Annotated in this window: 18 protein-coding genes and 1 pseudogene; 13 read left to right on the forward strand and 6 right to left on the reverse strand. The window is 64.8% G+C overall.

The annotated features are described in order from the left end of the window. Window positions 1-55: 55 nt before the first annotated feature. Both GLS40_RS03430 and GLS40_RS03435 read right to left on the reverse strand, forming a co-directional pair. Window positions 56-457, reverse strand: a complete 402-nt coding sequence (locus GLS40_RS03430; RefSeq protein WP_202075862.1) for a nuclear transport factor 2 family protein — start codon at window positions 455-457, stop codon at window positions 56-58. After that, window positions 454-891: a VOC family protein gene (locus GLS40_RS03435; RefSeq protein ID WP_160381245.1), complete on the reverse strand. Its 438-nt coding sequence runs from the start codon at window positions 889-891 to the stop codon at window positions 454-456. The genes GLS40_RS03430 and GLS40_RS03435 overlap by 4 nt, the downstream gene beginning before the upstream one ends. A 10-nt stretch (window positions 892-901) precedes the next feature. Between GLS40_RS03435 and GLS40_RS03440 the strand changes: the two genes are divergently transcribed. After that, a complete protein-coding gene (locus GLS40_RS03440; protein ID WP_235905765.1) occupies window positions 902-1,555 on the forward strand; it encodes a TetR/AcrR family transcriptional regulator in 654 nt (217 codons plus the stop codon). Between the two features lie 151 nt (window positions 1,556-1,706). Here the strand turns inward: GLS40_RS03440 and GLS40_RS03445 are convergent, their stop codons facing one another. After that, entirely contained in the window at window positions 1,707-2,165 is a 459-nt protein-coding gene (locus GLS40_RS03445; protein WP_160381247.1) for an Lrp/AsnC family transcriptional regulator, read from the reverse strand. A 153-nt stretch (window positions 2,166-2,318) separates the two neighbouring features. On the opposite strand from GLS40_RS03445, the gene GLS40_RS03450 reads away from it, so the two are divergent. Beyond that, window positions 2,319-3,332 carry a 1-aminocyclopropane-1-carboxylate deaminase gene (locus GLS40_RS03450; RefSeq protein WP_160381248.1) on the forward strand — a complete coding sequence of 338 codons (1,014 nt, stop codon included), beginning with the start codon at window positions 2,319-2,321 and terminating at the stop codon, window positions 3,330-3,332. A gap of 146 nt (window positions 3,333-3,478) precedes the next feature. Here the strand turns inward: GLS40_RS03450 and GLS40_RS03455 are convergent, their stop codons facing one another. Then, window positions 3,479-4,240 carry an IclR family transcriptional regulator gene (locus tag GLS40_RS03455; protein WP_160381250.1) on the reverse strand — a complete coding sequence of 254 codons (762 nt, stop codon included), beginning with the start codon at window positions 4,238-4,240 and terminating at the stop codon, window positions 3,479-3,481. Between the two features lie 143 nt (window positions 4,241-4,383). On the opposite strand from GLS40_RS03455, the gene GLS40_RS03460 reads away from it, so the two are divergent. From GLS40_RS03460 to GLS40_RS03500, 9 genes are all read left to right on the forward strand, one after another. Further along, complete coding sequence (locus GLS40_RS03460) at window positions 4,384-5,901, forward strand: ABC transporter substrate-binding protein (protein WP_160381252.1); 1,518 nt, start codon at window positions 4,384-4,386, stop codon at window positions 5,899-5,901. A gap of 103 nt (window positions 5,902-6,004) precedes the next feature. After that, on the forward strand, window positions 6,005-6,922 hold the full coding sequence (locus GLS40_RS03465) for an ABC transporter permease (RefSeq protein ID WP_160381253.1): 918 nt from the start codon (window positions 6,005-6,007) through the stop codon (window positions 6,920-6,922). 1 nt (window position 6,923) lies between these two features. Next, a complete protein-coding gene (locus tag GLS40_RS03470; RefSeq protein WP_160381255.1) occupies window positions 6,924-7,820 on the forward strand; it encodes an ABC transporter permease in 897 nt (298 codons plus the stop codon). A 3-nt stretch (window positions 7,821-7,823) separates the two neighbouring features. Beyond that, the gene (locus tag GLS40_RS03475; protein WP_160381256.1) at window positions 7,824-8,822 is read left to right on the forward strand and encodes an ABC transporter ATP-binding protein; all 999 of its coding nucleotides are present in this window, start codon (window positions 7,824-7,826) and stop codon (window positions 8,820-8,822) included. Continuing rightward, on the forward strand, window positions 8,819-9,802 hold the full coding sequence (locus GLS40_RS03480; protein WP_160381258.1) for an ABC transporter ATP-binding protein: 984 nt from the start codon (window positions 8,819-8,821) through the stop codon (window positions 9,800-9,802). The genes GLS40_RS03475 and GLS40_RS03480 overlap by 4 nt, the downstream gene beginning before the upstream one ends. Beyond that, entirely contained in the window at window positions 9,799-11,364 is a 1,566-nt protein-coding gene (locus GLS40_RS03485) for a gamma-glutamyltransferase (protein ID WP_160381259.1), read from the forward strand. The genes GLS40_RS03480 and GLS40_RS03485 overlap by 4 nt, the downstream gene beginning before the upstream one ends. Next, window positions 11,361-12,758 (forward strand): M20 family metallopeptidase, encoded by a 1,398-nt coding sequence (locus GLS40_RS03490; RefSeq protein WP_160381261.1) that lies wholly within the window; start codon window positions 11,361-11,363, stop codon window positions 12,756-12,758. The genes GLS40_RS03485 and GLS40_RS03490 overlap by 4 nt, the downstream gene beginning before the upstream one ends. Window positions 12,759-13,078: 320 nt before the next feature. After that, window positions 13,079-13,645: a hemerythrin domain-containing protein gene (locus GLS40_RS03495; RefSeq protein WP_160381263.1), complete on the forward strand. Its 567-nt coding sequence runs from the start codon at window positions 13,079-13,081 to the stop codon at window positions 13,643-13,645. A 10-nt stretch (window positions 13,646-13,655) separates the two neighbouring features. Then, the gene (locus tag GLS40_RS03500) at window positions 13,656-14,714 is read left to right on the forward strand and encodes a glutathione S-transferase C-terminal domain-containing protein (RefSeq protein WP_160381265.1); all 1,059 of its coding nucleotides are present in this window, start codon (window positions 13,656-13,658) and stop codon (window positions 14,712-14,714) included. A gap of 26 nt (window positions 14,715-14,740) precedes the next feature. Here GLS40_RS03500 and GLS40_RS03505 read toward each other — a convergent pair whose 3' ends face one another. Further along, window positions 14,741-15,958, reverse strand: coding sequence for an MFS transporter (locus GLS40_RS03505; RefSeq protein WP_160381267.1), 1,218 nt, complete (start codon window positions 15,956-15,958; stop codon window positions 14,741-14,743). 174 nt (window positions 15,959-16,132) lie between these two features. After that, window positions 16,133-16,996, reverse strand: coding sequence for a LysR family transcriptional regulator (locus tag GLS40_RS03510; RefSeq protein ID WP_160381269.1), 864 nt, complete (start codon window positions 16,994-16,996; stop codon window positions 16,133-16,135). A 117-nt stretch (window positions 16,997-17,113) separates the two neighbouring features. Between GLS40_RS03510 and GLS40_RS03515 the strand changes: the two genes are divergently transcribed. Next, the gene (locus GLS40_RS03515; protein WP_160381270.1) at window positions 17,114-18,109 is read left to right on the forward strand and encodes a hypothetical protein; all 996 of its coding nucleotides are present in this window, start codon (window positions 17,114-17,116) and stop codon (window positions 18,107-18,109) included. Between the two features lie 91 nt (window positions 18,110-18,200). After that, window positions 18,201-18,293 (forward strand): annotated as a pseudogene (locus tag GLS40_RS18195) (nucleotidyltransferase domain-containing protein); the annotation flags it as partial. Window positions 18,294-18,302 lie beyond the last annotated feature (9 nt).

An 18,302-nucleotide genomic window follows, 5' to 3' on the forward strand; every position in this document is an offset into this window, starting at 1 on the left:
CTTCAGGCTTCCGGACGTTTTCCCGGGGATCACATCGCGCCGTGGAAACGCGCGGTCAGACATCACTGGCTGGCGACCCGCCGGCCATGTTCACCGGCGTAAGCTGGGTCAATTCGCATTTCCAGTTGTTCCCGACCCGGCGATAGATGTCGCAGACCCATTCATCGGCGCTGATCGGCGCGCCGCGAAACCAGCCGGTATTGGTTCCCCGCCCGACGACGACGGCGACGTCACCCCAGACCCGCATCAGATGGCTGCGCTTGGTCATGGTGTCATGGCCAAGAACGCCCGAGGCAATCACGGACAGGATGTCAGCGGCCGGAACGGGACCACGCTCGGGCGTGATCAGACACCAGTCCTCGGTGATACAGGCCCGGATCCGGTCGACGTCATTGCTGATCATGGCGTCGTTGAACGCCTGCTCGGCGGCGTCCAGCTCTTGTTCCAGGGCGGTCACGCGCCCGTCTCCCGGTTCCAGCGCTCCTGCATCTCGGCGGGCGAGACATGTTCGATCGTCTGGGACAGCATCCAGCGGTGTCCGAAGGGATCGAGCAGCAGCGCCGTGCGCTCGCCGAAGCTCTGATTGGCCGGGGCGCGCAGGGTCAGGGCGCCGGCCTGCGCCGCCCTTGCCGCATCGTCGTCCACGTTGGCGGTTGCCAGATGCAGCGTCACCGGGCTGCCGCCAAGCGTGTCCGGGCTGATTGCGCCAAAGTCGGGGTATTCGTCGGAGAGCATGATCATGCCGTCGCCGATCTTCAGCTCGGCATGGCCGATCCTGCCGTCCGCGGGGTCGGTCATCCGGAACAGCTCTTCCGCCGCGAATGCGGCCCGATAAAACGCGATGGCCTCGGCTGCGGCGCCAACCACCAGATAGGGTGTGAGGGAGGACATGGAGGACTCCTTGATCGATCCGATGAATTACGTTACGTTCAGTAACATAATGAGTCAAGATGACACCCAACCCCCGCGCCGTGGTCGGCCGCCCAGCAAGGCGGCGCGACAAAAGGCGCTCATGGCAGCCAGGGAGATCCTGGCGACGCAGGGCTTCGGACGCCTTTCGATCGAGGCGGTTGCGGCGCGCTCGGGCGTCGGCAAGCCAACCATTTATCGTCACTGGGCCAACGCGGGCGAGTTGGTGATGGAGGCGCTGATGAGCGATCTGCCGGGGCGCGCCCCGGCCTCGGGCGGCGGCCTTGTCGAGGGGTTGCGGGGTCAGCTTCACCTGCTGGTCGCCGCTTTCGCCACGACGCGTGGACGGCAGGTCGCCATGGTGCTGGCTGCCTCCGATCCGGAAAGCGAGATGACAAAGGCGTTCCGCCACCGGGTCATCCTGTCGAGCCGGGAGCATGGCCGCAGCCTGATCGAGGCCGCCGCGCAGGCGGGCGAGATTGACCGGCCGCAGGATATCGAAATCATCCTCGACATGATTTACGCGCCATTGTTCTACCGGCTGCTGGTGGGCCACCTGCCAATCGGGCCGGACTTCGCGGAGGGGCTGGCCGAGCATGCGGGGCGATTGCTGGGCGGCAATGCAGCCGAAGGACCGCGGGCCTGACCGAATTCGGGTGCAACGGGTGGAAAGGGCAGGGCACCGGGCCCGTCCCCTCTGCCACCACCCTGGATTGCGTTGCGGACTTCGCCAGGTCGTCAAAGCCGCTGACGCTGGACCACGCCGTTCAGCCGGTATTAACGCCCGTGCCGGGGGGTCAGAAGTCGAGCGGCGCGGCGTCCTTCACTTCTTTCATGACAAAGAAGGTCCGGGCCTGTCTGACCTCGGGCAGGGCGATCAGGACCCCGCCGTGGAGGCGGCTGAAATCGGCCATGTCGGCCACCCGGATCTTCAGAAGGTAGTCGAAATCCCCGGCGACCAGGTGACAGTCGAGGATCATGGGCAGGGCCAGGATGGCCGTCTCGAACTTGGCGAAGCTCTCGGGCGTCGAGCGGTCCAGAACGACACCCACCATCGCGATCGCGCCCAGACCCACGCTCTGCGGGTTCACGACGGCGCGCACCGTCTGGATATGGCCGTCGTCAAACAGCCTCTGGGTGCGCCGGTGGCAGGTCGCGGGGCTGACGTTCACGCGCGCGGCGAGGTCCGCGTTGCTCATCCTGCCGTCCTCCTGCAGCAGGCGGAGCATCAGCTTGTCGATTCGGTCCAATGCCATTGTGAAAGAGTCTTCCGATCAATGAGGGTTCGATGGAAGCATATCGGATTGGATGGGGTTAGGTACAGCAAACAGCTACGATTTTGGCCCCGTATTTGAAAGCACCCATCACCTGCTCTTTGCTACCCTGCGCCGCAGACAAAGGAGCACGACATGCTGGAAAAATTCGAACGCTACCCCCTGACCTTCGGCAAGACACCGATCGAGTATCTTCCCCGCCTGTCAGACGCCCTTGGCGGCAAGGTCGAGATCTATGCCAAGCGCGAGGACTGCAACTCGGGCCTCGCCCAGGGCGGCAACAAGCTGCGTAAGCTGGAATATATCGTGCCGGACGCGATTGCCTCGGGCGCGGATACGCTGGTGTCCATTGGCGGCGTGCAGTCCAACCACACCCGGATGGTCGCGGCGACGGCGGCCAAGATCGGCATGAAATGCCGCCTGGTGCAGGAGGCCTGGGTGCCGCATGACGATGCCGTCTATGACCGCGTCGGCAATATCCTGATGACCCGCCTGATGGGCGCGGACAGCCGTCTGGTCGAAGAGGGGTTCGATATCGGCATTCGCACCAGCTATGAAGAGGCGATCAAGGATGTCGAACGCGAAGGCGGCAAGCCTTACGGCATCCCCGCCGGTGCATCGGTTCACCCCTTTGGCGGCCTGGGCTACGTCGGTTTCGCCGAGGAAGTGCGCGAGCAGGAGGCTGAGCTGGGATTCAAGTTCGACTATATCGTCGTCTGCGTCGTCACCGGATCGACCCAGGCCGGCATGATCGTCGGCTTCAAGAAGGACGGCCGCGCGGATCGTGTGATCGGCATTGATGCCTCGGCCACCGTCGATCAGACCCGCGCCCAGGTCAAAGAGATCGCCAACAAGACCTGCGAGCTGATCGAATGCGGATATTCCATCGAAGACGAGGATATCCACATCAACCCCGATTACGCCTATCCGGCCTATGGCGTGCCGAGCGCCGAGACCAACGATGCGATCCGCCTGGCCGCCCGGACCGAGGCGATGATCACCGACCCGGTCTATGAAGGCAAATCCATGCAGGGGATGATCGACCTGGTGAAAAAGGGCTTCTTCCCTGAGGGCTCCAAGGTGCTTTACGCGCATCTGGGCGGCCAGCCCGCCCTGAACGGCTACAGCTACACTTACCGGAACGGTTGACCTGACAGGCTGCGCAGCCCCCGGGTTGCGCGGCCCGTCTCTGGGGCCTGGACCGCCTGGACATAGCCCCACCAGTCCCGGCGCGCCCCAAATCCCCGATCTTGCGCGGATTTGGCGCCGACGCGGCTGGATCAAAGGGTCCCGAGCTAGCCCAGAATACCTGCCGCCGTGTCCAGCAGGGACCGCAGGAATTTCTGGACGACCTGGTCCTCGTTGGCATCGATCGCGGAAATCGAAATCTGGACGGCGGCATGGGCGATGCCGTCCGGTCCTTTCACCGGGGCCGCCAGGCTGATTTCGTTCAGCAGCATCTGATCCCGCGTGATGCAATATCCGTCTCGACCGGCAGCCCGCACGCGCCTGGCGATCTCGGCCCGATCCATGACCGTCTTGTGCGTCCACGCCTCCATCGTCCAGCTGGCGCAGGCCGCGTCGATCTCGGCATCGCTTCTGGTCGACAGCATCACGCGTCCGGCGGCGGTATTGAGCACGGGAACGCGACGCCCGACGATGCTGGCCCCGAAATGGATACGCTGGGTCGGCAGGCGCAGCGAATAGATGATGTGTTCGCCCGACATCTGCGCAAGGTTGACCGTCTCGGCATTGGCCTGGCTGAATTCGATCAGCTTGGGCAGGGCGCGGGCGATCAGCGGGTCCGACCAGTAATAGGCATAGGCAAGCTGCAGCCAGGCGTGGCTGGGGCGGAACCGGCGGGTGTTGGCATCGCGTTCCAGCATCCCCTCCACATGCAGCGTGTGCGCCATACGCTGCACCGCGCTTTTTTCCAGCCCGGTGCGTTCCACCAGATCGGTGAGAGAGAGAGCAACATGCGATTCGTCGAAGGCGCGCAGGATTTTCAGGCCCCGGGCGAGCGTGCTGACATACAGGCTGTCCTGCCTCTTTTCCAAACGTTTCCTCCACTTGCAGTCCTGCCGGGCCGCTTCTGGCAAACAGGGCCTTGACGGATGTGCGGATCGTCTTGCTACAGTAGTTAAATAACGATCAGAAGTATCAAATAATGATAACTGTCAAAACACAACAAGGAAAAGCCATGCCCGTCAAGAAAACAACGTCCACCCTCGCAGTTGCGGCCCTGATGGCCAGCGTTGCCATGCCCGCACTGGCCGACAAGGCTTCGGGCACGCTCAACGTCGCTTTCACGAAAGAGCTTGAGAACGTCGACAGCTACTTCAACTCGGCGCGCGAAGGCGTGGTGTTGCAGCGCGCGATCTGGGACGGATTGATCTACCGCGATCCGGAAACCAACGAATACGTCGGCAACCTTGCGACCAGCTGGGAATGGATCGACGACACCACGCTGGAATTCAAACTGCGCGAGGGCGTCACCTTCCACAACGGCGAAGCGTTCAACGCCGACGACGTGGTCTACACCGTCGATTACGTCGCCAAGGAAGAAAATGGCGTGAAGACGCAGCGCAACGTCAACTGGATGAAGTCCGCCGAAAAGATCGACGACTACACCGTGCGCATCCACCTCAAGGAGAAGTTTCCGGCCGCGATCGAGTTCCTCTCGGGTCCGGTTTCCATCTACCCCAACGAATATTATGCCGAGGTCGGCCCGTCGGGCATGGGGCTGAAGCCGGTCGGCACCGGGCCCTACAAGGTGACCGAGGTTGTGCCGGGCCAGCACTTCGTGCTTGAGGCCAACGAGACCTATTACGACAGCCCGAAAGGCCAGCCCGAGATCGCCAAGGTCGACATCCGCACCATTCCGGATGTGAACACCCAGATGGCCGAGCTGTTTTCCGGCTCGCTCGATCTGATCTGGCAGGTGCCCGCCGACCAGGCCAACAAGCTGGCGCAGATGGATCAGTTCACCGTGGCCAACGAATCCACCATGCGCGTGGGCTATCTGCAGATGGATGCCGCGGGCCGGTCCGGTGAGAACCCGTTCACCAACAAGCTGGTGCGCGAGGCGGTGAACTACGCGATCAACCGCCAGGAGCTGGTCGACGCGCTGCTGCAGGGCAAGTCCAAGGTGGTCTACACCCCCTGTTTCCCCAGCCAGTTCGGCTGTGTGCAGGACGTGACGGAATATGAATACGACCCCGAGAAGGCCAAGGCCCTGCTGGCCGAAGCCGGCTATCCCGACGGGTTCACCATCGACTTCTACGCCTACCGCGACCGCCAATATGCCGAGGCGATCACCTCCTACCTCAACGCCGTGGGCATCAAGACCAACTTCAACATGTTGCAATACTCGGCCCTGCGCGAGCTCAACATGAAGGGCGAGGTGCCGCTCGCGTTCCAGACCTGGGGCAGCTATTCGATCAACGACGCCTCGGCCATGGTCAGCCAGTTCTTCAAGCACGGCTCGCTCGACACCACGCGCGACGATCAGGTGCTCGAATGGCTCGACGTCGCCGACAGCTCGACCAACCCGGACGAGCGGATCGAATACTACACCAAGGCGTTGCAGCGTATCGCTGACGAGGCCTTCTGGGCGCCGATGTTCACCTATAACACCAACTACGTGTTCACGACCGAAGTCGCCTATACGCCCACGCCCGACGAGGTGCTGCGCTTCGTCGACATGAGCTGGAACTAGGACAGCGACGGGCGAGGGGCGCCTTGCCCCTCGCCACCCCCTTCTTCACCATAAAACTCCGCCCCGGCATCGCCCGCTCATCGCGTCACGCGAAAGGTCCGCCATGTTTGCATTCATCCTCAAACGCCTCGGCCTGGCACTGCTGGTTGCCTTTACCGTCAGCTTCATCAGTTTTTCGCTGCTGTTCCTGTCCGGCGATCCGGCCGCCGCGCTGGCCGGTGAGACCGCCAGCGGCGAGGATGTCGAGGCGCTGCGCCGTCTCTACGGCTTCGACCGGCCGATGATGGTGCAATATGGCGACTGGTTGTTTTCCGCCCTGCGCGGAGATTTCGGCGAGAGCTATTATTTCAAACTCCCCGTTGCCAGCCTGATCGCCGAACGCTTGCAGGTGACGATGACGCTGGGCGTCTGCGGTATCCTGTTCGCGCTGGCGACGGCGGTGCCGCTTGGCGTCGCCGCGGCGATCCGGCCGAATTCGCTGATCGACCGGGTGGCGCTGTTCCTGTCGGTCGCGGGGCAGGCGATGCCGTCCTTCTGGTTCGGTCTGATCCTGATCGTGGTCTTTGCGATCCAGCTGGGCTGGCTGCCGCCCTCGGGCGCCTCATCCTGGCGGCATTTCATCATGCCGACCATCGTTCTGGGCTATTACGCCATGCCCGCCATCATGCGCCTGACGCGCGCCGGCATGCTCGACGTGCTGAATTCCGATTACATCCGCACCGCGCGGGCCAAAGGGTCGGGCGAAATGCGCGTGCTGTTCAAACATGCGCTGCGCAATGCCATCATCCCCGTCGTCAGCCTTGCCGCGGTGCAGATGGGCTTCATGCTAGGCGGCTCCATCGTGGTGGAAAGCGTCTTTGCCCTGCACGGCGCGGGCTATCTCGCCTGGGAAAGCATCGCGCGCAACGACCTGCCCACGGTGCAGGCGCTGATCCTTGTCTTCTCGATGTTCTACATCGTCTTCACCTTCCTTGCCGACGTGCTGAACGCCTGGCTGGATCCCAGAATGCGGAGCGCCTGAGATGACCGACATCGCCGATCCCCTGTCCGCCGAAATCCAGGGCCCGTCGCCGCGCCAGATGCTGAAATCCCGCGCGCTGTCGCACAAGGGCCTGATCTTCGGGCTGAGCGTGGTGCTGCTGCTGGTGGTGGTCGCGCTTTTCGCGCCGCTGCTCGCGCCGCATGATCCCTATGCGCAAAGCCTGATGAACCGTATGGTCCCCCCGGTGTTCATGGGCGGCACGTGGGAACATCCGCTGGGCACCGATCACCTTGGCCGGGATTACCTGTCGCGGCTGCTTTACGGGGCGCGCGTCTCGCTGATGATCGGCGCCATCGCCGCCTTGATCTCGGGCGTGATCGGCACGGCCATGGGCGTCGCGGCGGGCTATTTCGGCGGAAAGGTCGATGCGGTCGTGACCTTCCTGATCAACGTGCGTCTGGCCATGCCGGTGGTGCTGGTGGCGCTGGCCGTGGTGGCGATCCTGGGCGGGTCGCTGACGGTGGTGATCTGCGTGCTGGGCCTGCTGCTGTGGGACCGCTTCGCGGTTGTGATGCGCGCCTCGACCCTGCAGATCAGCCGGCGCGACTATGTGGCCGCCGCGCAGGTCATCGGCGCCTCGACCCCGCGCATCCTGCTGACCGAGATCATGCCCAATGTCTTCAACAACCTGATCGTCATCGTCACGCTGGAAATGGCCCATGCCATCCTGCTGGAGGCGGCGCTGAGCTTTCTGGGCCTCGGGGTCCAGCCGCCGACGCCGTCCTGGGGGCTGATGGTGTCCGAGGGCAAGAACATGATGCTGTTCGAGCCCTGGCTGGTGCTGATCCCCGGCGCGGTGCTTTTCGTGCTGGTGCTGGCGATCAATCTCATGGGCGATGGTCTGCGCGACGTGACCGCCCCCGAAGGACGGAGCTGACCGATGAGTGACATGTTGCTTTCCGTCAGGAACCTGACGCTCGACATTCCCACGGGCAGCGGCATCCTGCATGCGGTGCGCGGCATCGACTTCGATCTGAGGCGCGGCGAGACCCTGTCCATCGTTGGCGAAAGCGGGTCGGGCAAGTCGTTGACCTCGCTGGCGGTGATGGGACTGCTGGGCAAGTCGATCAAACGTTCGGCGGACGAGATCCGCTTTGGCGATACCGATCTGCTGAAGGCGAACAACCGGGTGATGCGCGATCTGCGCGGCAACCGTATGGCGATGATCTTTCAGGAGCCGATGACCTCGCTCAACCCGGCCTATACCATCGGCGACCAGCTGATGGAGGCCCTGCTGCTGCACCGCAACGTCAGCCGCGACAAGGCGCGCGCCCGCGCGGTGGAGCTGCTGGAAAAGGTCGGCATCACCGCCGCCGCCAGCCGGTTGTCGCAATACCCGCACCAGCTGTCCGGCGGGCTGCGGCAACGGGTGATGATCGCGATGGCGCTGATGTGCGAACCCGACCTGCTGATCGCGGACGAACCGACGACGGCGCTGGATGTCACCATTCAGGCGCAGATCCTGCGGCTGCTGGTGGATCTCACGCGCGAGATGAACATGGCGATGATCCTGATCACCCATGACCTGGGCGTGGTCGCGCGGGTCGCCGACAAGGTCGCGGTGATGTATGCGGGCGAACTGGTGGAAACCGGCCCGGCGAGCGAGGTTTTCGCCACGCCCAGCCACCCTTATACGCGCGGCCTGCTGCGCTGCATTCCGCAACCGGGCAAGACGGCGCGGGGCGCGCGGCTTGGCACCATTGCGGGCATTGTCCCCTCGCTGGTGGGCGAGGTCACGGGCTGCGCCTTCCGCACCCGCTGCCCGCATGCGCAGCCTTCATGCCGCGAGGCGATCCCGATGCGCGGCACCGCTGGCCATGCCTTTCGCTGCGTCTTTGCCGATGGTGCGCTGTCCGAAGAAAAAGGAGTGGTCGCATGAGCGATATCCTGACGCTCGACCGTGTGAAAAAGACCTACAGCGTCAAACAGGGGCTGTTCGGCAAGCGCAAGCCGCTGACGGCGGTCAATGACGTCACCCTGTCGATGCGCAAGGGCGAGGTGCTGGGGCTGGTCGGGGAATCCGGCTGCGGCAAGTCCACCCTGGCCAAGCTGCTGCTTGGGCTGGAAAAGCCCACCGCAGGCGATGTGCTGGTCGAAGGCGACCGGATGCAGGACCTCGACCGGCGGGCGCTCGCCGGGCGGCTTCAGCCGATCTTTCAGGATCCCTATTCCTCGCTCAACCCGCGGAAATCCATCTACGACCTGATCTCGCTGCCGCTGCGCGTGCATCGCATCGGCGATGCGGCCAGCCAGCGCAAGGCGGTGCTGGACATCCTTGATATCGTCGGCCTTCCGGGGCGGGTCATCAACACCTATCCCAGCCAGATGTCGGGCGGTCAGCGCCAGCGTGTGGCCATTGCCCGCGCCCTGGTGATGAAGCCGGAAATCGTGATCTGCGACGAGCCGACCTCGGCGCTGGATGTGTCGGTGCAGAGCCAGATCCTCAACCTGCTGGGGGATCTGCGTCAGGAATTCGGGCTGACCTATCTGTTCATCTCGCATGATCTGGCGGTGGTCGAACATCTGGCGACCCGCGTGGCGGTCATGTACCTTGGCCGGATTGTCGAGGAGGCCCCGGTGGCCGATCTGTTCGAACGGCCGCGCCATCCCTACACCCGGGCGCTGCTGAGCTCGGTCCTGACGCCCGACCCGGGGCAGGGGGTGCCGGAAACCTCGCTTGGCACGGCCTATCCCAACCCGATTGATCCGCCCTCGGGCTGTGCCTTTCACCCCCGCTGCCCCCATGCGACGGAACTGTGCGCGGCCAAGGCTCCGCGCCCCCTGGAAACCGATGCGGGACGGGTGGAATGTCATATGCACGATCCCGACAGCCCGATGTATGAAGAGGCCGCAGCATGAGCGCATTGTCCAGGACCCAGGAGGTCCGCAAGCACGTGATCGAGACGCCCGGCGGCGTGGTCGCATCCCAGCACCGCCTGGCCGCCGAAGCGGGGGCCGAGGTGCTGCGCGCCGGGGGCGATGCGGTGGACGCGGCGGTGGCCACCTCCTTTGTCCTCGGGGTGCTGGAACCCTGGATGAGCGGCCCGGCAGGCGGCGGGGCGGCCGTGCACTGGCGGGCCGATACGGGCGAGGCGGTGGCGATCAATTTCGGCATGCGCTCGCCCAAGGGGCTGAACGTGGCGGACTATCCGCTGTCGGGCGAAGGCAAGGCAAGCGATCTGTTTCCCTGGGAACGGGTGGTCGGGGACCGCAACGTCGAAGGGGCCAAGGCCATTGCCGTTCCGGGCACGGTGGAGGGGATCGGGCAGGCGCATGCCCGCTGGGGCCGTCTGCCCTGGGCCGATCTGCTGGCCCCGGCCATCGCCCACGCCCGCCAGGGGATGCTGGTGGACTGGTACGCCGCTCTGCTGATCGCCTCGGTCGCGCGCAACCTGTCGCAAGACCCGGATGCCGCCGCGCTGTTCCTCGATGACGGGGTCTGGCCCAAAGGGTCGGGCTGGACGGCGATCCCGGACAACCGGCTGGATCAAAGCGCCATGGCCGACATGCTTGAGGTGCTGGCCAGCGGCGGTCCGCGTGCGTTCTACGAAGGCGACATTGCAGCGGCGCTGGCCGGCGACGTGCAGGCCAAGGGCGGCAGCCTGTCGGTCGATGACCTGCGCGGCTATCGCGCCTGGACGGGCGCGGCGCGGCCCGTGCCCTATCGCGACGCCCTGTTCCACGTCATGCCGGGGCTGACGGCCGGGCCGACCTTTGCCCGGGTGATGGAACAGCTGTCCGAGGTGGACATGTCCACCCCCGCACAGGCCTATCCCGCCTATGCCAGCGCCCTCAGCCGCGCCTATGCCGAACGCCTTGGCACGATGGGCGACACCGGCGAGGTGCCCGAGGCGCCCGGCTGCACCACGCATTTCTCGGTCGTCGACCGTGCGGGCAACATGGTCGCGCATACCCAGACCCTGCTGTCGATTTTTGGCAGCCGCGTGGTCTCTCCCACCACCGGTCTGCTGATGAACAACGGCATCATGTGGTTCGACCCGGAACAGGGCAGGCCGAACTCCCTCGGGCCCGACAAGGCCTGCCTGATGAACGTCTGCCCGATTGTCGGCAGCCAGGGCGCGCGCAGCTTTGCGCTTGGGGCCTCGGGCGGGCGCAAGATCGTTTCGGCGGTGGCGCAGCTGGCCTCCTTCGTCACCGACAGGGGCATGGGTATCGGCGCGGCCTTCCACACGCCGCGCATCGACGTGTCGGGCGGGGCAGGGGCGATTGCCGATGAAACCCTGCCGCCCGAGGTTCTAGCGGCCATTGAACGCGTCATGCCGGTTCAGACCACGCGGCGCACCGTGCACCCTTATGCCTTTGCCTGCCCCGCCGGGGTGATGCGCGACGGGGCGGTGAACTCGGGATGCACAGAAATCATGTCGCCCTGGGGTGACGCAGCACTTGAAGAGACAGAATGACCAGAGACACTGCCATTGCCAAAGCGACCGAGTATTTCGAAACCGGCGCCTTCCAGTCCGATCTCGCCCATCTTGTCTCTTACCGCAGCGAAAGCCAGAACCCGGCCCCCGAAGCCCGCGCCGAGGCGCAGCGTTACCTGGTCGAGGCGATGCTGCCCCGGCTTGAGGCGATGGGCTTTGTCTGCGAGATCATCGACAATCCCGATCCGAAAGGGGGCCCCCTGCTGCTGGGGGAACGGCGCGAAGGCGATGATCTGCCCACGATCCTGACCTACGGGCATGGCGACACCGTGCGCGGACAGGAGGGGATGTGGCGCGAGGGCCTGAAACCCTGGGAGATCACCGAGGACGGCGACCGGCTCTATGGCCGCGGCACGGCCGACAACAAGAGCCAGCATCTGATCAATATCGCCGCGCTCGAATCCGTTCTGGCGGCACGCGGCAGCCTTGGCTTCAACACGCGGATCGTTCTGGAGATGAGCGAGGAGGTCGGCTCCGTCGGACTGCCCGAGGTGTTCCGCACCTACAAGGACCGGCTGAGCGCGGATGTTCTGATCGCCTCGGACGGGCCGCGCCTGCAACCTGACGTGCCGAGCATGTTCATGGGTTCGCGCGGCGGGACGACCTTCGACCTGCTGGTCGAGACCCACGAAGGCGCGCATCATTCCGGCAACTGGGGCGGGCTGCTGGCCGATCCGGCGATGATCCTGGCCCATGCCCTGGCCTGCATCACCGATGTGCGCGGTCAGATCAAGGTGCCCGAATGGCGCCCCGACAGCCTGACAAACTCCGTGCGCGACGCGCTGAGCAGGCTGCCGGTGCATGGCGGAGACGGCCCCGCGGTCGATCCCGACTGGGGCGAGGAAAGCCTGACGCCCGCCGAACGCGTCTTTGGCTGGAACAGCTTTGCGGTGCTGGCGATGGTTTCGGGCGTGCCCGAGGCCCCGGTCAACGCGATTTCCGGATGGGCGCGGGCCACCTGCCAACTGCGCTTTGTCGTCGGAACCGACCCCGAAGAGGTCGTGCCCGCGCTGCGCCGCCACCTTGACGCACATGGCTTCGAACGGGTGCAGATCCGCGCGCATGACCGTGGCTTCTTTTCCGCCACCCGGCTGGATCCCGAACATCCCTGGGCCAGGTTTGTCGGTGCGTCGATCCGCGAAACGGCAGGCGATCTGCACGTCCTGCCCAACCTCGCCGGATCGCTGCCCAATGACAGCTTTACCGAAATCCTGGGCCTGCCCACGATCTGGGTGCCGCATTCCTATCGCGGATGTTCCCAACATGCGCCCAACGAGCACGTCCTGAAACCGCTCTGCCGCGATGCGCTGCGTGTCATGGCCGGCGTGTTCTGGGACATCGGGGCAAGCGGGTTTCGCGGCGGCCAGGTGTAACACCCCGCCATCCTGCTGGCCGGATCGGCGGTGAAGCGATCCGGCGCCACATATCACGAGCGGGCCGTTGCCCGTTCTTGCCGACCTGCATGTGCTTGCGGGTGCCCGGCCGGTTCTGTCGCCGCGCCCGCCCTGCCGATGGCGGCGATGACAGGCCGTCCGGCGTCACCGCGCACGACATCACCATATGACAACGCAAGATGGCAGACATCCGCGGCATCCGCCGTGCAGAGGGCCGCTGACGCAGGGCCGCTGTGCGCCAGTCCGCAGTGGTGTGGCACCCCGGGCAGCCCCACCTTTCATCCGAAAGGAGAAATCCAATGCTTGATACCGACACCATTCGCCAGACCGAGATGCCGGAAGAGATGCGGTTTCTCTTCGACCAGTATCCGCGCGACAGCTGGGACGCGCATCCGGGCTTCAAGGAAAAGACCCGGCACTGGCTTGGCGCGCATCAGATGTTCCGCCGGGTGGCTGAGCGTGTCCGCCTGGATACCGAATCCCTGCTGGATCGCGGCATGGAGCTGGAGGACTACGCCGGGCGTCTGTCCCATTACGGCGGCAACCTCGTCGGGAACCTGCATGGCCATCATGGCTGGGAAGATCGCAGTTATTTCCCTGAGCTTTCGGCGGCGGACCCGCGTTTCGATGCCGGGCTTGAGGTGCTGGAACAGGATCACGCCGATCTGGACCAAGTGCTCGATGATTTCACCCGTACCGCCAACCGGCTGATCAAGCTGTCTGATCTGGACGAGGTGCAGGCCCGTGAGGAAGCCGGGCAGGTGCATGCCACGGCCGCAACGATCGAGGCCTTCCTGAAACGGCATCTGAGCGACGAAGAAGAGCTGGCGGTGCCGATCATCTTGCATCACCGCCTCAGAGGGTGACACTGGCGCCATGAGCGACAGATCGACCGAAGAAGACCAGACGGGTATTCGGCAACGCCGCGCACGGGGCGAATTCGTGCGCGGCGTCAGCGGCTTCCGCCATGCCATCGGCGATCCCGATTTCCCGGCGGAACCGGGCCGCTATCATCTTTTCGTGGCGCTCAATTGCCCCTGGTGCCATCGCGTGACCCTGGCCCGGTCGGTGCTGGGGCTGCAGGACGCCATCACGATGGACGTGGCCTTTCCCAATCGCACCGGCGACGACGATCCCGAGGGGGCGAACCTCTGGGAATTCGCACCGGACCGGATTGCCAGCCTGACCGGGGCCCCTTTGCCCGAATGCACGGCCGAGACCGGCACCGGCAAGGGTTTGCGCCTGGCCAAACAGGTCTACCGCGCCGAAGGGTCAGAAGAGCAATCCGTCCCGATCCTTTACGACAGGATCGCGGGCCGCATCGTGAACAACGAAAGCGCCGAGATCATCCGCATGCTGGATGCCCATGCCGAGGCGCTTGGCAGCGGTATCGCGGCGGCAACGCGCGTGCGGCTCTACCCCGAGGACGACAGGCTCCGCCACGACATCGATGAGCTGAACGATCTGATCTACACCACAATCAACAACGGCGCCTACAAGGCCGGGTTTTCCTCGGATCAGGCGATCTACGAAACCGCCTTTGCCGCCTATTTCAAGACGTTCGACAAGCTGGAGGACCGTCTGTCCGATGGCCGCCCCTTTCTGACCGGCGAGGCATTTACCGAGGCCGACCTGCGCCTTTTCCCCACGCTCTACCGCCACGATCCGGTCTATTACCTCCGCATGAAGCTCAACGGTGCGCGGGTGCTCGATTATCCGCATCTGTGGCGATGGCTGTGCCGCGTCCATGCATTGCCCGGTGTCGCGGATGCGGGATCCCTGGTGCATTGCCGTCAGGGCTATTTCGGGCGCAGCTGGAACGGCGTCGTGCCCCTTGGGCCCTTCAGGCCGATGGCCTATCCGGCGGCGTATCTTCACCCCGGACTGGCCGACAGCCAGCGGGACGGTTCCCGCGATCCTGAAACCGGGCGTTGAATTTCCTTTGGCGAAGGGCGGCCAGCCTATTCCAAACGCAGCCTGAACACTGCGTAGGCAAGCAAGAGCGCACATGCGGCCCCGGCGCAGACGAATGTGGCGCGCAAAGCGATTTCCCGGCCCAGATCCTGCTCCAGGACCGAGACGAGCACCCCGCCTGTCATGGCCCCCAGTGGCATCGAGCCCCATCCGAAGAAGCGGTAAATGCTGTTGACCCGCCCAAGCAGCGCAGGCGGAATACGTCTCTGGCGCCAGGACACGGTGATGACATTCCACAGCATGGCTGCGGCCATCACACAGAACAGCGCGGTGGCCATTGCATAGCCGGAATGGCTGAGCCCGATGGATGCATAGCCGATGCCCCAGGTCGCAATTGACAGGTAGAGGCACCTTTGCGTTCCGAAAAACCCGACAAGTTTCGGGGCAAGCAGGCTTCCCGTAACGGCCCCCAGTGCGGCGACGGACAGGACCAGCCCGTAGGCATAGGCGGACATGGCCAGCACATCCTGCGCAAAAAGAACCTGAACCGTGATCGTCGCCATCGCGATGAAGTTGGCGATCCCCAACACAACGGCAAGCCGCAGCAGCAGGGAATCGGCCCGCATGAAGGCGATCCCTTCCAACAGGGCTTGGCGAAAACGCGTCTTGGTCTTCACTCTGGGCGCAAGCGTGATCATCCAGACGCATCCGGCGGATAGGACCAGAAGGGCCGCGTCAATCCCGAAGGGAATGCCGATACCCGCCGCGATCAGGACGCCCGCCAATGGCGGTCCGATGAACTGGTTCGTGAGTTGCTCGCTGCTCCAGAGCTGGCCATTGGCCGCCTCCAGGTCCTTGGAGTCGACAATCGACGGGAGCATCGTCTGAGCGGCATTGTCTCTGAGCACTTCGGCAGAGCCCAAAACGAAAGCAAGCCCCGCCAGCACCCACACCGCGCCCTCGGCCGGCTGGTTCACCGCCAGCAACAGGATCGCCAGCGCAATGGCCGCGCGCAGAATGTCCGCTCGGGCAATCAGTTTGTTGTGTTCGGCATTGTCGACCACGACCCCCGCCGGAATCGCGAACAGCAGCCAGGGCAGGCGACTAGCCGCCGCCACCGCCCCAATCGCCACCGGATTCTGCGACATCAATGTCGCAAGCCAGGGCAGTGCAAGCACGACCAGTCCATCGCCGAGATTGCTCAATGTGCCGGCACTCAAGAGCAGGCGAAAATTCCGGTTTCTGACAACAAGAGGTGCCGACATTTTTCCACCCTATCCGTACCTGCAAACCGTGGCACGCAGGTCCGGCCTTAGCAAGCAACCGGGCAAGTTGGCGCGATTCCCCGGACCGCAAACCGGGCGCTCGCAAATCGGTGCGGCATGTTTCGACAACGGGGCTCGAGTCCCGGTTGCAGCCCCATATCCAGGGCTTGTGTCTCACGCGAACTCAGCCGCGATCCAGTCGACGATGCGCTTGATCCGCGCCTGGCCCAGATGGTCCTTTGACCATGAAACATACAGCCCATCCCCCGAGGGTTCGGGATCGAGCCAGATCTCGACAAGCCGTTTCGAGCGCAGGTCATGGTCCACCATGTAACCTGGCGCGATGGCAACGCCGTAGCCACCGATGGCGGCATCCAGCGCCAGGGCGGATCGGTCGAAATTGAGCAGCTTGTGCGCGTCGCCCCATCCCGTGGCCTCGATCAGCCTTTCCCACCGCCGGTGCGAATCCTGAAGCAGGGGCAGGGTGAGCAGGGTGTCCAGACCCATGGGCCAGTCCGGGCGCAGGAAGTCGGGGCTGCACACGGCGACGAGGCGGATATCGGTCAGGCGCAGCGATCCGTGCGCCGGATTCGCATCCGGCGCCGTGCCGGGCCAGATCGCGATCTCGTTCCGGCCCAGACTGCGCGACAGCATCCGTTCGTGCGTCTGCGTGGTCAGCGAAACGGTCGGAAACCTGGCGGCAAATGCGTCCATCCGGGGCATGAGCCACTTGATCGCGGTGGATGCCCCCAGGTGCAGCGTGACGCGGTCACCGGATTCGGCGAGGCTTAGCAAGGCGGTGTCGAGGATCGCCAGGGCCTGTTGCATGGCGGCATGGCAGCGCGCGCCCTCCGGCGTGAGGGCGACGCCGCGCGCGCCGCGCACCAGCAGCACCACGCCCAGCTCGATCTCAAGCTGCTTGATCCGCTGCGAGACCGCGCCCCGCGACAGGTTCAGCTCGTCCGCGGCACGTTGCAGGTTCCCGTGCGAGGCCACGACGGAAAACACCCGAAGCGCATTCAGATTGACGTTTTTCATCCAACACCCCGGAGGCGATAGTTTTTCTGAACGCTGGTGAAATTATCCTGCTTTGTCAATTTGGTGCCGAGGGCCGATACAGGCACGACAGCGGCACCCAGCAAGCGAGATCGACAGATGACCCAGACCGTCCGGCCAGCGACCCCCGAGGATATTCCGCGCCTTGTCGAACTTCTTATGCTGGATGCCGGGGCGCGCCATGCTGCGGATCCGATCCTGTGGCGGATGGCTGCGGATGCGCCCGCCCAGATCGAAAAGGCGCTGAACTTCGCGCTGACCGCCGAGCAACAACCGTTCCACCAGATCTGGCAGGTGTCGCAGGATCAGGGCCGGATCACCGGCGTCATCCATGCAATGCTGCTGCCGGTGCCGCCGATCTACGCGGGCGCCTTGGGTGAGCCGGGGCTGATCCTGCCGGACTCCTTTGTCCTGCCCGATGCGCCAAGCGGCACGGTCGAGGGCCTGCTGGCCGCGGCCGAGGACGCGCTGCACGCGGCCGGAGCGCGGATCAAACTGGCCTCCCATGTCACGGGTGAGGACTGGCGCCGCGCCTTCGAGGCGGCCGGCTATGATCCCCTCACGCTTTATCTGTCGCGCACCGACCTTGGCGATCAGGGGATGCCGGCCGGGGTCCGGTTCGCGACGCAGGACGACATTCCCGGCATCGTGGCCCGCAGCGCCGAGAACCGGCAGGTTCTGTTCGGGATCGACCCGTTCTGGGACATCCATCCCCAGGCCGATGCACGGTTTTCCGCCTGGATGACGCGCAGTCTGACGCTGCGGGATCGTGACATGATGGTCCTGGGATCGCCCGATCAGCTTGAGGGCTATGTGATTGCTCAGCCTGCCTCGCGCCTGCATTTCCCGCCGGGCCACGACATCACCGGCACGGGTGTGATCGACGATTATTTCCACCACGACCTGGCCAGCCCGGCGACGCTCGACCACGGCACGGAGGGGGCAGGCGCCTTGCTGCACGCCGCCGAAGCCGCCTTGGCCGGCCGTGGCATCGGGGTGGCCTTTGTCGTCTGTCCCGCGCGGTGGACCTCCAAGATCGCGCTGCTGGACGCCGCCGGTTACGAAACGGCGATGGTCTGGTCCATCAAGCGCTAGCGCCCCGCCGCCCAACCCATCCGCCCCGGAAACACCCCCTGCGGCGTCATTCCGCAAGGCGATCCCCTTTGCCCGAAGAAAGGACGGCACCATGCAGTCAGACCGCGCCATCGAGATCATCAGCGCCGCGCTCCGCGACCGTCCCGCCATTCGCGGCCTGTTTCTGAGCGGCAGCTTCGGCAATGGCAGGGCC

This window comes from Pseudooceanicola pacificus (genome assembly GCF_009789075.1).
Lineage (GTDB): Bacteria > Pseudomonadota > Alphaproteobacteria > Rhodobacterales > Rhodobacteraceae > Pseudooceanicola > Pseudooceanicola pacificus.

Excerpts from the sequence above, each read along its gene's own strand:
- GLS40_RS03435 (WP_160381245.1), bottom strand. The coding sequence starts at position 891 with ATGTCCTCCCTCACACCCTATCTGGTGGTTGGCGCCGCAGCCGAGGCC.
- GLS40_RS03445 (WP_160381247.1), bottom strand. The coding sequence starts at position 2,165 with ATGGCATTGGACCGAATCGACAAGCTGATGCTCCGCCTGCTGCAGGAG.
- GLS40_RS03450 (WP_160381248.1), top strand. The coding sequence starts at position 2,319 with ATGCTGGAAAAATTCGAACGCTACCCCCTGACCTTCGGCAAGACACCG.
- GLS40_RS03460 (WP_160381252.1), top strand. The coding sequence starts at position 4,384 with ATGCCCGTCAAGAAAACAACGTCCACCCTCGCAGTTGCGGCCCTGATG.
- GLS40_RS03465 (WP_160381253.1), top strand. The coding sequence starts at position 6,005 with ATGTTTGCATTCATCCTCAAACGCCTCGGCCTGGCACTGCTGGTTGCC.
- GLS40_RS03470 (WP_160381255.1), top strand. The coding sequence starts at position 6,924 with ATGACCGACATCGCCGATCCCCTGTCCGCCGAAATCCAGGGCCCGTCG.
- GLS40_RS03475 (WP_160381256.1), top strand. The coding sequence starts at position 7,824 with ATGAGTGACATGTTGCTTTCCGTCAGGAACCTGACGCTCGACATTCCC.
- GLS40_RS03480 (WP_160381258.1), top strand. The coding sequence starts at position 8,819 with ATGAGCGATATCCTGACGCTCGACCGTGTGAAAAAGACCTACAGCGTC.
- GLS40_RS03485 (WP_160381259.1), top strand. The coding sequence starts at position 9,799 with ATGAGCGCATTGTCCAGGACCCAGGAGGTCCGCAAGCACGTGATCGAG.
- GLS40_RS03490 (WP_160381261.1), top strand. The coding sequence starts at position 11,361 with ATGACCAGAGACACTGCCATTGCCAAAGCGACCGAGTATTTCGAAACC.
- GLS40_RS03495 (WP_160381263.1), top strand. The coding sequence starts at position 13,079 with ATGCTTGATACCGACACCATTCGCCAGACCGAGATGCCGGAAGAGATG.
- GLS40_RS03500 (WP_160381265.1), top strand. The coding sequence starts at position 13,656 with ATGAGCGACAGATCGACCGAAGAAGACCAGACGGGTATTCGGCAACGC.
- GLS40_RS03505 (WP_160381267.1), bottom strand. The coding sequence starts at position 15,958 with ATGTCGGCACCTCTTGTTGTCAGAAACCGGAATTTTCGCCTGCTCTTG.
- GLS40_RS03510 (WP_160381269.1), bottom strand. The coding sequence starts at position 16,996 with ATGAAAAACGTCAATCTGAATGCGCTTCGGGTGTTTTCCGTCGTGGCC.
- GLS40_RS03515 (WP_160381270.1), top strand. The coding sequence starts at position 17,114 with ATGACCCAGACCGTCCGGCCAGCGACCCCCGAGGATATTCCGCGCCTT.